This window comes from Streptomyces sp. NPDC020884, from assembly GCF_044333935.1.
GTDB lineage: Bacteria > Actinomycetota > Actinomycetes > Streptomycetales > Streptomycetaceae > Streptomyces.
Genome location: NZ_JBIRRY010000004.1, coordinates 101,749 through 114,252, shown reverse-complemented (window position 1 = coordinate 114,252; position 12,504 = coordinate 101,749). Strand labels below are relative to the sequence as shown.

9 protein-coding genes are annotated in these 12,504 nt (G+C 71.1%); all 9 read right to left on the bottom strand.

The window, feature by feature from the left end; genetic code table 11:
- Nucleotides 1-4 precede the first annotated feature (4 nt).
- Nucleotides 5-862 (bottom strand): TatD family hydrolase, encoded by an 858-nt coding sequence (locus ACH4UK_RS14750; protein ID WP_398356427.1) that lies wholly within the window; start codon nt 860-862, stop codon nt 5-7.
- Entirely contained in the window at nt 862-1,563 is a 702-nt protein-coding gene (locus tag ACH4UK_RS14745; RefSeq protein ID WP_398356426.1) for an EboA domain-containing protein, read from the bottom strand. Before ACH4UK_RS14745 ends, ACH4UK_RS14750 begins: the two co-directional genes overlap by 1 nt.
- On the bottom strand, nt 1,557-2,429 hold the full coding sequence (locus ACH4UK_RS14740; RefSeq protein ID WP_398356425.1) for a sugar phosphate isomerase/epimerase family protein: 873 nt from the start codon (nt 2,427-2,429) through the stop codon (nt 1,557-1,559). Before ACH4UK_RS14740 ends, ACH4UK_RS14745 begins: the two co-directional genes overlap by 7 nt.
- Nucleotides 2,426-3,748 carry an SCO3242 family prenyltransferase gene (locus tag ACH4UK_RS14735; protein WP_398356424.1) on the bottom strand — a complete coding sequence of 441 codons (1,323 nt, stop codon included), beginning with the start codon at nt 3,746-3,748 and terminating at the stop codon, nt 2,426-2,428. The genes ACH4UK_RS14740 and ACH4UK_RS14735 overlap by 4 nt, the downstream gene beginning before the upstream one ends.
- Nucleotides 3,745-4,947, bottom strand: coding sequence for an inositol-3-phosphate synthase (locus tag ACH4UK_RS14730; protein WP_398356423.1), 1,203 nt, complete (start codon nt 4,945-4,947; stop codon nt 3,745-3,747). The genes ACH4UK_RS14735 and ACH4UK_RS14730 overlap by 4 nt, the downstream gene beginning before the upstream one ends.
- 95 nt (nt 4,948-5,042) lie before the next feature.
- Nucleotides 5,043-8,762: a ThuA domain-containing protein gene (locus ACH4UK_RS14725; protein ID WP_398356422.1), complete on the bottom strand. Its 3,720-nt coding sequence runs from the start codon at nt 8,760-8,762 to the stop codon at nt 5,043-5,045.
- A 289-nt stretch (nt 8,763-9,051) separates the two neighbouring features.
- Nucleotides 9,052-10,056 carry a sugar phosphate isomerase/epimerase family protein gene (locus ACH4UK_RS14720; protein ID WP_398356421.1) on the bottom strand — a complete coding sequence of 335 codons (1,005 nt, stop codon included), beginning with the start codon at nt 10,054-10,056 and terminating at the stop codon, nt 9,052-9,054.
- A 105-nt stretch (nt 10,057-10,161) separates the two neighbouring features.
- Nucleotides 10,162-11,391 (bottom strand): Gfo/Idh/MocA family protein, encoded by a 1,230-nt coding sequence (locus ACH4UK_RS14715; RefSeq protein ID WP_398356420.1) that lies wholly within the window; start codon nt 11,389-11,391, stop codon nt 10,162-10,164.
- A gap of 71 nt (nt 11,392-11,462) precedes the next feature.
- The gene (locus ACH4UK_RS14710; protein WP_398356419.1) at nt 11,463-12,497 is read right to left on the bottom strand and encodes a substrate-binding domain-containing protein; all 1,035 of its coding nucleotides are present in this window, start codon (nt 12,495-12,497) and stop codon (nt 11,463-11,465) included.
- Between the last annotated feature and the right edge of the window lie 7 nt (nt 12,498-12,504).

The window sequence follows — 12,504 nt, the reverse complement described above, 5'->3', positions numbered from 1 at the left end:
GGCCTCACTCCCCGCCGCGCAGGATGGAGTTGCCCTCGTGGAGCGGCTGGACCTGATCGGGGCCCGCGGTGTCGAGCTGGAGGCGGCCGCTCTGGCCGTAGAAGGCCACGGGGTTGCGCCACAGCACCTGGTCCACGTCGTCCTCGGTGAAACCGGCCTTCAGCATCGCGTCCGCGACCCCGCGGGTCTTGAGCGGGTCGCTCTTCCCCCAGTCGGCCGCCGAGTTGACGAGGATCTTCTCGGTGCCGTGGTTCTGGAGGATGGTGACCATGCGGTCCTCGTCCATCTTGGTGTCCGGGTAGATGGAGAACCCGGCCCAGCAGCCACTGTCAGTGGCCGCCTTTACCGTTGTCTCGTTGAGGTGATCGAGGAGGACGTGCTCCGGGGGGAGGTTCGATTCGCGGATGACATCGATCGTGCGGTGCAGACCGGCGAGCTTGTCGCGGTGCGGGGTGTGCACGAGCGCGGGCAGCCCATGGTCGGCGGCCAGCTGGAGCTGAGCAGCCAGAGCGTGGTCCTCGGCCGGCGTCATCGAGTCGTAGCCGATCTCTCCCACCGCCACCACCCCGTCCTTCACCAGATAGCGGGGCAACGCGTCCAGGACAGGAGTGCAGCGCGGGTCGTTCGCCTCCTTCGGATTGAGAGCGAGCGTGCAGTGATGCGCGATGCCGTACTGCGAGGCCCGGAACGGCTCCCACCCGAGCAACGCGTCGAAGTAGTCGAAGAAGCTGGCGGGCGACGTACGGGGCTGCCCCAGCCAGAAGGACGGCTCGACCAGCGCGCGCACTCCCGCGTCATACATCGCCTGATAGTCGTCGGTCGTGCGGGAGGTCATGTGGATGTGGGGATCGAAGATGCGCATCAGGACTCCTCCGTGGGGGCGGGGGCTGCGGGAGCTGTGGTCGGCGGGGTCTGGAGGCCCTGTTCGCCGGCCGGGGCGGTGAGGGTGAGGACCGTGCGCAGGTCTTCGGGGACGGTGCGGCCGGCCGCTGTGCGCTCGGCGGCGAAGTCGCCGAGCATGCGGGCGAGTTCGCTGTCGCCTCGGGCCCGGTCGCCCAGTCGGGCGACGGCTGCGACCGGCACCCCGGTGAACAGGCACTTCAGTACGGCGTGCCGCCAGGCGTGCGGGTCCAGGTGCTCGGCGGCGTAGGGGCCGACGGCCGCCGCGACCAGCCGGGTGTCGTTGGTGCGCAGGGCGTCTTCGACGAGCGGGAGGGCGGTGTCGCCGAGATCGAGGCGGTGCAGGGTGAGCAGGACGGCGCGGCGTTCGGCGGCGGTGCCCTGTTCGTAGAGCCGGTTGACGGCGGGCGACGAGGCTCGGGCCTCGACCAGCAGGAGGGAGCGTACGGAGTCGGCGTTCTCCTGGCCGCAGTGCCGGCCGGCGGCGGCGAAGCGCAGCTCCCACGGCGGGGAGGTGGAGGGGCCGGTCGTCTCCGGGCCGGGGCCGTCGTGGGTGGCTTCGGTGCGGTCCGCGTCGTGGGCGGCCTCGGCCAGGGCCTCGTCCAGCCAGGCGCGGGCGGCCCCGCCGAGTTCGGCGTCGAGTTCCTTGCGGGACTTCAGCACGGGGCGGCTCCCTTGGTGGCGGTACCACGCGTCATGGCGTCGCGCAGGAAGTCGATCGACGCGCGGGCCTGTTCGGGGCCGGCGTGGGAGTGGCGGGGCAGTTCGACGACGGTGAGGCCCCGGTAGTCCGAGGCGGCGAGGGCGGCGAGCACGGGCGGGAAGTCGATCTCCCCGTCGCCGAACGGGAGGTGTTCGTGGACTCCGCGCCGCATGTCCTCGATCTGGACGTGTCGGAGCCAGGGGGCGGAGTCCTTGATGCACTGCACGGGCGATGCCTCTTCCAGGCACTGGCAGTGGCCGATGTCGAGGGTGAGACCGAGCGGTCCCGGGTCGCCGAGGAGGGCGCGCAGGTGGTGGAAGTCGGCGAGGGTGGCGAGGAGGTGACCGGGTTCGGGCTCGATCGCGACGGGGATGCCGGAGCGGTCGGCGGCCTCGAGGACGGGGGCGATCGCCTCGGTGAGACGTTTCCACGCGGTGTCCGCCGAGGTGCCCGGTGGCGTGATGCCGCTGAAGCAGTGGACGGCGTGCGCGCCGAGTTCGGCGGCCACGTCGACGGCGCGGACCAGCAGCGCGGTGCGGGCGGCGCGGGCGTCGGGGTCCGGGTCGAGGAGGGAGGGGCCGTGCTTGCGGCGCGGGTCGAGGACATAGCGGGCGCCGGTCTCCACGGTGACCCGGAGGCCGAGGGAGGTGAGCCGGTGCCGGACCTGGCGGGTGCGTTCGGCGAGGTCCGGGGCCATGGGGTCCAGGTGCATGTGGTCGAGGGTCAGGCCGACACCCTCGTAGCCGAGGTCGGCGAGCAGGCCGAGGGCGTCGTCGAGGCGGAGGTCGGTGAGCCCGTTGGTGCCGTATCCGAGGTGGAGGGTCATGTGAGGCTCACCTTCCGGGCGAGGCGACGGGCGATCGGGACGAGTCCCATGACGGCGAGAGCGGTGACGGGCGCCCCGGCGCGGGCGGCGAGCGCTGCCTGGAGCGGGATCATCGCCCGGATGCCCCCGCCGACCGCCCGCTGGGTCAGGGGCGGGGACGGGTTCAGCGCGGCGTGCAGGAGGGGTGGTCCGGCGGTACGGAGGTAGGCGCCGGTGAGCGCGATCAGCAGGAGGCGGGTGAGGTCGGCAGGCCTCCCCGGGGGACCCGCGCCCTGCGGCCTCGCGCCGAGGGTGGCGGCTCGTCCGAGGAGGGTCGTCCCGTGGGTGGTCGTCGTGCCGGGGCGGTCGGGGGCTCGTCCCCAGGACTCCCTCAGCACCGCTGCCGCCAGTGCCGTCGTCGTGGTCAGCACCGCGAGCGGGGTGCCGGTGGAGCCGCCCTGCGTCTCGTGGCGCGACACGGCGGTGACGCCGTAGGTGTGCGCGCCGAGCACCAGGGCGGCGGGCAGCGCGGGCAGGGACGCGGTCAGGCCGCGGTGCTCCGATGCCGGTGGCGCACCCGCCGGGGCCGCCGCTCCGGCAACGTTGTCGGGCCGTCCTGCCGCACCCGGCGTACCGGCCCCCGGGGCCGTGGCCGTCGCGCCCAGCAGCAGGTCCAGTGAGCGGGCCGCCGCCATGGCCGCCGGGCCCGCCTTTGTGTGCTTGAGGTGGAGGTCGTAGGCCCAGACCGTGGCAGCCAGGCCCGTGGCGACGGTCAGCGCGGGGCGGCCGGCCCGTGCCGCCAGGGCGAGGCCCGCGGCGGTCAGTGCCCCGGCGGCTCCCAGGGCCGCCGCCGGGCTGATGCGGCCCGAGGGGATCGGGCGGTGCGGGCGGTCCACGGCGTCCTCGTCGCGGTCGGCCCAGTCGTTGAGGGCCATCCCGGCCTCGTACAGGCACAGGGACGCGCCGATCGCCAGTGCGGTGCCCCGGCCGGGCCGGCGGCCCATCGCCGCCGCGCCCGCCAGGGCGTCCCCGGGCACGGAGAACAGGGCGGAGACGCGCAGCAGTTCCGCCCAGGCCCGCAGGCGCTCCCGGGGCGCGCCCCGGTCGGTCCCCGTGTCCGGTCGGCCCGCGCCCGTGCCCGTGCCCCGATCCCCGTTCCGGCCCGTGGGGGGCGGTCCGGGCCTGTCCGGTGCGGGCGCAGTCCCACCCGCACCGGACAGGCTGTCATCGGTCACGGCGGTCGGAGCCCCGCCGTGTGAAAAACCGTTCCGCCGCCCGGCCGGGAGTACCGACAGGGCCGCCGTGAGCGCGGCCGCGAGGGCCGGCCGTCGCCACATCACGCCTGGACCCGCAGCCGCTCGGCGAAGGTGAGCAGCGTCGTGTACTGCTCGGCGAGCGCGGCCGAGGTGCCGCCGTCCGGGTCCTTGAAGTAGAAGCCGAGCTCCGGGAGCGGGCCGCTGATCCCCACTTCGTGGGCGCGGGCGAGGAGCCGTGCCAGGTCCAGGACCAGCGGGGCCGCGAGAGCCGAGTCACAGCCCTGCCAGATCGTCTGGAGAATCATCCGGGAGCCCAGGAAACCGTCGAAGGCGATATGGTCCCAGGCCGTCTTCCAGTCCCCCATCGCGGGCACATCGTCGATATGCACCTCACCCTCCGGGGCGGTGCCGAACGTGTCGGCCAGGACACGCTCCTTGCCCGCGTTCTTGGCGGCCGCGGCCGCCGGATCGGCCAGCGCCGCCCCGTCCCCGCCACCCAGAAGATTCGACCCGGACCACGCCCGAACGGCGAGAGCCCGCTGGAGAAACATCGGAGCAAGCACGGAACGGAGCAGCGTCTGACCGGTCTTGCCGTCGCGACCGGCGTGGGGAAGTCCGCTGGACGCGACGGTGTCAGTGAGCGCAGCAATGCGCAGACCCGTGGACGGAGTGAAGTTCGCATACCCACAACCCGCCCGCAACGCCGCAGCCGCATACAACGAACTCGCCGGCAACCGCGAGTCATCAGGACCGGGCGCGGGCTCGGTGGAAGCCACGTTGACCACCACGACACGGGCCAGGTCGTGGCGGTGGGCGAAGTCGGTGAGGTCGGCGGCGAACGCGGCGATGAGTTCCTGGTCGCTGCGGGTGTCGCCGGGGAGCGGTCCGCCGGGGCGGATCTCGGCGTCGGCGGCGTCGAGTTCGGCACGTACGGCGGAGGGAAGTCCGTGCGGGAGCACTCCGCCGTCGGCGAGCGCCTCGGCCCGCTTGGCCAGCGGGCAGTCGAGGGTGTCGTGGCCGCCGAAGACCAGGCTGGTCAGGGCGGGCAGGCCGCTGTCGGCGAAGGGGGGCGTCTCGGTGACCATGCCGGTCGGCGGGTGCAGGCCCGCCGCGATGGCGGCGCAGCCCGCGGTGGCGGTGGTCGCCACGGAGCCGCGTGCTCCGATGAACCAGACGCCGGTGCGGCCCGGGGCTCCCGCGAGGCCGGGGGCCTGCGAGGTGCTCGGGGCGTCGGCGCTGCCTGGGGCATCGATACGGCCTTCACGATCGGCGTGTGCGGTCACGGGCTGCCTCCCTGGGGGGATGTCGGGGTTGGAGGACGACGGGCGGGGGAAGGTGTGAGTTCTTCCCCCGCCCGTCGTCGGCAGAGGCGGCCGCCCTACTTCGAGGGCAGCTCCTTCAGTTGGATGTTGCGGAAGGACACCTGGTCGTCGGCTCCGTGGTTCTGGAGGCCGATGTAGCCGTCCTTGAGGCTGCGGGCCGGGTCGGTGTTGGTGAAGTCGTTGATCTTCGCTCCGTTGAGGAAGATCTGCAGACGTTCGCCCTGGACCTTGATCTCGTAGCTGTTCCACTGGCCCGGCGGCCGCAGGACGCGGTCACGGGCCTTGATGTTGGCGGACTTGAAGGTGTAGACGGCGCCCGTGGTGCGGTCGGCGGCGTCGGTGGCGTCGATCTGGATCTCGTACCCGTTGTTGACCGCCGACCACGGGTCGTCGGACTCCGGGAAGCCCACGAAGACACCGGAGTTGTCGTCGCCGGTCATCTTCCAGTCGAGCTTGAGCGAGTACGCCTTCAGTTCCTTGGCCTGGTAGGTGAGCAGGCCCATGCCGCCCTCGGAGTGCAGGGCGCCGTCACTGATGGAGAACTTCCCCGGGCCCGCCTGCTTCCAGCCTTCCAGCGTCTTGCCGTTGAAGATGGGCCGGTAGTCCTTGTCCGGCTTGCAGTCGGCCTTGACCTGGCCGGTGGCGTAGCGCAGGCCGCCCAGCACGTGGCTGCGGAAGGCCGGCTCCGTGTAGGACTCCTTGGTGTGGCCGAGGCCGGTGTAGAAGGAGCGGCCGCCCTCGTAGGTCTGGCACCAGGAGATCGGGTGATCGCCCTTCATGTTCCCGCCGGTGTAGGTGGTCTCGTCCAGCGTGGCGAGGACCTTGGCCTTGTCCCGGGGGTTGGTGCCGTAGTTGTACCACTCGTCGGTGCGCTGCCACTCCTCGTCCAGGTGGGCGGTCGCGGGGTGGTCGTGGTCCTCGACGCGGACGGTGGCGGGCTGGATCTGCGGGTGGGAGTCGAAGTAGGCGCCGACGAGGCCGCCGTAGAACTCCCAGTCGTACTCGGTGTCGGCGGCCGCGTGGATGCCGACGTAGCCGCCGCCGGTGGCGACGTAGTTCTCGAACGCCTTCTGCTGATCGGCGTTGAGGACGTCACCGGTGGTGGAGAGGAAGGCGACGGCGTCGTAGCGGGCCAGGTTGCTGGTGGTGAACTGGGCGGCGGACTCGGTGGAGTCGACCGTGATGTTGGTGTCCTTGCCGATCTCCTTCAGCGCGGCGATGCCGTCCGGGATGGAGTCGTGGCGGAAGCCGGCGGTCTTGGAGAAGACCAGGACCCGCTTGGCGGTCTTGTCGACCGGGGTGTTGGACAGTTCGAAGTCGTCGACGTCGTAGAGGGCTCCGTCGCCGCCCTTGAAGACGAGGAAGAGTTCCGTCTGCTTCTTGGGCGCTCCGCGCAGCGGGATGTCGATGTCCTGGAAGGTGTCCCAGCTGCCCGTCACCGGGACGGGTCCCGAGCCGAGGATCTTCCCGGTGGGCGATCCGGCGCGCACTTCGAGGAAGCCGCCGGAGCCGGCCGAGGAGATGCGGGCGGTGAGCTTGGTGGTGTCGCCCAGGACGTAGGTGTCGAAGGAGATCCAGTCGTCGTTGTGGATGTCGCCGACGGTCTTGCCGCCGTGCGCGCTCGCCTTGTCGAAGGCGGCCACGCCGGAGGAGTCGTCGAAGTGCTCGGCCTGGCGGTGCTTGGGCTGGAGCCGGGAGGCGTCCTTGCCGGTCAGCTTGGCCTGGCCGCCGCCTCCGTTGTCGGTGTACGAGGCCGAAATGCCGCCGTAGATGTTGGCGTTGGGGTCGTGGCCGCCCTCCATGGCGGTCTTGATGGTGCCCTCGCAGCCGTGCTCGGTGGTGATGTCGTGGCCGTGGCTGTCGTGGCCCAGGGTGAACTTGACCTCGACCTTGGTGCAGTCGATGGTGCCGTCCTCCGGGTCGCTGACGTTCACCTTGAACGGCACGGAGTCACCGAACTCGAAGAGCTGCCCGTCCTCGGGGAGCACCAACTCCACGGTCGGGGCGGTGTTGCCGACGGTCACGTGGACGCTGGCCGAGCCGGTGCGGCCGGTCGGGTCCTCGGCGGTGAGGGTGGCGGTGTAGGTGCCGTTCTTCTTGTACGTGTACGTCGGGTTGGCGGCGGTGGAGGTTCCGCCGTCCCCGAAGTCCCAGGAGTACGTCAGCGGGTCGCCGTCGCCGTCCGCCGTGCCGGCGGAGGAGAACTTCACCTTCAGCGGTGCGGTACCGGAGGTCTTGTTGCCCGAGGCCTCGGCGATGGGCGAGCGGCCTCCGGTGGCGTTCTCGATGCGGTAGAGCGCGGAGTTCTCGTCGCCGCCGAACCAGGCGAGGCCGTAGTCGAGGACGTACAGCGCCCCGTCCGGGCCGAAGGCCATGTCCATGATCTGCGTACCGGACCACGGCACGTCGTTGATGGACTGGACGCCGCCGTCGGCGTCCTGCTCGATGCGCTTGATCCACTGGCGGCCGAACTCACCGGCGAAGAAGTCGCCGTCGTAGGCCTCGGGGAACTTCACCGGGGAGTCCAGGTCCGCGTCGTAGCGGTAGACGGGTCCGCCCATCGGGGACTCGGAGCCGGTGCCGAACTCGGGCACGGAACCGCCGTCGTAGGGGATCCACGCGGCCTGGGCCGGCGGCAGGTCGACGAGTCCGGTGTTGTGCGGCGACTCGTTCTTCGGAGCGGCGCAGTCGAAGGCGGCGCCCGAGGCCTTGGTGGCGAAGTCGTAGTCGATGTAGGGCTCGTTGTCGCCGACGCAGAAGGGCCAGCCGAAGTTGGCGGCCTTCGTCACCCGGGCGAACTCGACCTTGCCCGCGGGTCCGCGCTTGGGGTCGGCCGCGCCCGCGTCGGGACCGTAGTCACCGACGTACACGGTGCCGGTGGCCTGGTCGACGGAGAAGCGGAAGGGGTTGCGGAAGCCCATCGCGTAGATCTCGGGGCGCGTCTTGTCCGTCCCGGGCGCGAAGAGGTTCCCGTCGGGGACGGTGTACGAGCCGTCCTCGGCGACCTTGATGCGCAGGATCTTGCCGCGCAGGTCGTTGGTGTTGCCGGAGGTGCGGCGGGCGTCGAACGCCGGGTTGCGGTCGGGGCGTTCGTCGATCGGGGTGAAGCCGTCGGAGGCGAAGGGGTTGGTGTCGTCGCCGGTGGAGAGGTAGAGGTTGCCCTCGGCGTCGAAGTCGATGTCACCGCCCACGTGGCAGCACGTGCCGCGCGAGGTGGCGACGTCCAGGACCTTCTTCTCGCTGGCGTTGTCGAGGGTGCCGTCCTCGTTGAGGACGAAGCGGGAGAGCCGGTTGACGCCCTCGAACTTCGCGAAGTCGGCGGCGGTCCCGGTCTCCGGGGCGTCGCCCGCGGGGGTGTCCAGCGGGGGTGCGTAGAAGAGGTAGATCGCCCGGTTCTCGGCGAAGTCGGGGTCGACGCCGACGCCTTGGAGGCCTTCCTCGTCGTGCGTGTACACGGGGAGGGTGCCGGAGATCCGGGTGTTGCCGGCGCTGTCAGTGATCCGCAGCTCGCCGCTGCGCGAGGTGTGCAGCACGCTGCGGTCGGGAAGCACGGCGAGCGACATGGGCTCGCCGGTCTCCTCGGCGCCCTTGGCGAGGGTGACCTGCTGGAAGTCCTCCGCCACCGGCTCCTCGTGCCCGGGGTGGCCCGGGTGGGCGGTGGCTCCGGGCGCGGAGCCGAGGGTCAGGGTCGCTGCGGCGAGCAGGCCGCCGGTGAACAGCGCGAGCGATTTGCGGACGCGGGTCCCGGCCAGGAGCCGCTTTCTTGTTCTGTGCACGTAGGTCCTCCGGAGAGTGCCGGTTGTACGGGCGGGTGTAGCCGTGCCGTGCCGCGCGGGGACTGCCGCGCGTGTGTCACCGGGGCCGGGAGCGACCCCGGTGACGCGAGTCATGTCGTGTACACGTTGTGGACGGTAGACCTGTTCGTCCTCGACGGAAAGCCCTTGTGCAAGAGGTAAGTCGAACTTCTGCTTGCGTCAGGACAAAGGGAATTCCGGGCAGCGCGAGGCAGCCCCGGGGCGCTGGGGGCCGTGATCCGGATCATGCCCCGGGGCTTGGTCGTCCGCGCTACTCGTTGCCGCCGAAGGCCGCGTCGAAGGAGGCCGACGGCGGGTCGAAGTCGAACCGCTTGAGGCTGGCCAGGGCTTCCGGAGCGCCGGTCAGCCGGTCCATCCCGGCGTCCTCCCACTCCACCGAGACCGGGCCCTCGTAACCGATGGACCGGAGCATCCGGAAGACGTCCTCCCAGGGCACGTCGCCGTGACCGGCGGAGACGAAGTCCCAGCCGCGCCGGGGGTCGCCCCAGGGCAGGTGGGAGCCGAGCCGGCCGTTGCGGCCGTCGAGACGCTTGCGGGCCTCCTTGCAGTCCACGTGGTAGATCCGGTCCCGGAAGTCGTAGAGGAAGCCGACCGGGTCGAGGTCCTGCCAGACGAAGTGACTCGGGTCGAAGTTCAGCCCGAACGCCGGCCGGTGGTCCACCGCTTCGAGGGCGCGCTGGGTGGTCCAGTAGTCGTACGCGATCTCGCTCGGGTGCACCTCGTGGGCGAAGCGCACCCCCTCGGCGTCGAAGACGTCCAGGATCGGGTTCCAGCGCTCGGCGAAGTCCTCGTAGCCCCGCTCGATCATGTGCGGTGGGACGGGCGGGAACATCGCGACGAGGTGCCAGATCGAGGAGCCGGTGAACCCGATCACGGTGTCCACCCCGAAGGCGGCGGCGGCCCGTGCGGTGTCCGCGATCTCCGCGGCGGCCCGCCGCCGTACGCCTTCGGGCTCACCGTCGCCCCAGATGCGGGCGGGCAGGATGCCCTGGTGGCGTTCGTCGATCGGGTTGTCGCAGACCGCCTGGCCGACCAGGTGGTTGGAGATCGCGAAGCACTTCAGCCCGTACTTGTCGAGCAGTTGGTGCCGGGTGTCCAGGTATCCGGGGTCGGCCAGCGCCTTGTCGACCTCGAAGTGATCTCCCCAGCAGGCGAGTTCGAGTCCGTCGTAGCCGAAGTCCCGGGCGTGCTTGCAGACCTCCTCCAGCGGGAGGTCGGCCCACTGGCCGGTGAACAGCGTGAAGGGGCGGGGCATGGGCGGCTGCCTCCTGAGGTGTCTCGTGGGGTGTCTCGCGACAGGTCGTGTGGGGGGCGGGCCGGATCCGGGGAGCGGTGCCCCCCGGGGTCGGCCGGACACCCCCTAGGACGGGACCGGGGTGTGTACGGAGTTCTTGGCGGCGCTCTCCTCGACGGCGGCCAGTACCCGCTGCACCTGGAGTCCGTCCGCGAACGAAGGCCGGGGCGCGGTGCCTTCGGCTATCGCGCGGACCACGTCGCGGGCCTGGTGGACGAAGGTGTGGTCGTATCCGAGGGCGTGGCCCGGGGGCCACCAGGCCTCGAGGTAGGGGTGCTCGGGTTCGGTGACGAGGATGCGGCGGAAGCCGGCGGTGGCGGCCGGCTCCGTGTGGTCGTGGAAGGACAGCTCGTTGAGCCGCTCGAGATCGAAGGCGAGCGAGCCGAGTTCCCCGTTGATCTCCAGCCGGAGGGCGTTCTTGCGTCCCGCAGCCATCCGGGTCGCCTCGAAGGAGGCCAGTGCGCCGGAGGCGAGGCGGCCGGTGAAGATCGCCGCGTCGTCCACGGTCACCTCACCGCGCTCCACCGTGTCGGCGCCGCCGGAGAGCCCGGCCGACGCACCGGCGAGCAGCGGCCGTTCGCGTACGAAGGTCTCCGCCACGGCGGACACCCCGGTGAGCAGCTCGCCCGCCAGATACTGGGCGAGGTCGACGATGTGCGCCCCGAGGTCCCCGAGCGCGCCCGACCCGGCGTGCTCGCGCTTGAGCCGCCAGGTGAGCGGGGAGGCGGGGTCCACCAGCCAGTCCTGGAGGTAGGTGGCGCGCACATGGCGCAGGGGGCCGAGCCGGCCGTCCGCGATGAGCTGCCGGGCGAAGGAGATCGCGGGCACCTTGCGGTAGTTGAAGCCCACGATCGCCACCTGCCCGCGGGCGGCGGCCGCTTCGGCGGCGCGGACCATCGCCTCCGCCTCGGCGACGGTGTTGGCGAGCGGCTTCTCGCACAGCACGTGCTTGCCCGCCTCCAGGGCGGCGATGGCGATCTCCGCATGGCTGTCGCCGGGGGTGCAGATGTCGATCAGCTGGACATCGTCCCGGGCGATCAGCGCCCGCCAGTCGGTCTCCGCGGCGGCCCAGCCGTGCCGGGCGGCGGCGGCGTCGACCGCCGCACGGTCGCGTCCGCAGATCGCGGCGAGAGCGGGCCGCAGGGGCAGGTCGAAGACGTGTCCGGCGGTACGCCACCCCTGGGAGTGGGCGGCGCCCATGAACGCGTATCCGACCATGCCGACCCCGAGCGTTCCTGGCGCCTGCTGCGGCGACGGTGCTGCGGTCTGCGATTCCGTCTCTTGACTACGGGCCATGCGGACTTCCTCCTCATCGGTGTGCGGTAACGGGCCGGGGGATGCGCTCTCCGCATCCCCCGGAGTCCCGGTCAGTTGAAGCCCGTCGGCAGGTACTGGTCGATGTTGTCCTTGGTCACGACCGCGGAGTACAGGGTCAGCGAGGTCGGGATCTCCATCTCGGAGAGACCGCTGACGCCCTTGCTCTGACCGAGCGCCCGTGCGAGGTCGATCGCGGACGCGGCCATCGTCGGCGGGTAGAGGACCGTGGCCTTGATGACCGAGTCACCCGCCTTGATCGCGTCCATCGCGGACTTCGCGCCGGCCCCGCCGACCATGATGAACTCGTCCCGGCCCGCCTGCTCGATCGCCCGCAGCGCCCCGACACCCTGGTCGTCGTCGTGGTTCCACAGAGCATCGAACTGCTTCTGCGCCTGAAGAAGCTGCGCCATCTTGGCCTGCCCCGACTCGACCGTGAAGTCAGCCGCCTGACGGGCCACCAGCTTGATGTTCGAGTAGTTCTTCAGAGCGTCGGCGAAACCCTGGCTGCGCTGCTTGGTCAGCTCCAGGTTGTCGATCCCGGCAAGCTCCACGACCTTCGCGTTCGGCTTGTCCTTCAGCTGCTCACCGATGTAGTGCCCGGCGTTGAGACCCATGCCGTAGTTGTCGCCGCCGACCCAGCAGCGGTACGCCTGCGGCGAGGCGAAGATCCGGTCCAGGTTGACGACGGGTATCCCCGCCCTCATCGCCTCCAGACCGACCTGGGTGAGCGCCTTCCCGTCGGCCGGGAGAACGACCAGGACATCGACCTTCTTGTTGATGAGGGTCTTGACCTGGCCGATCTGCGCGGCCGTGTCGTTGGAGCCCTCGGTGATCTCCAGCGTGACATCGGAGTACGTCTCCGCCCGGGACTTCGCGTTCACATTGATCGCGTTGAGCCAGCCGTGGTCGGCCTGCGGACCGGCGAAACCGATGGTCACAGCCTTCCCCGGCTTGTCATCAGCCGGAGCACTGTTACCCGCGGGCTCGGTCTTCTTGGGCTCGTTGCTGGTACAGGCGGTGAGGAGCGCGCCCGCGGAAACGGCGGCGGTTCCGAACAGCAGCCCTCTGCGGCTGGTTTCTGACATGACGGTC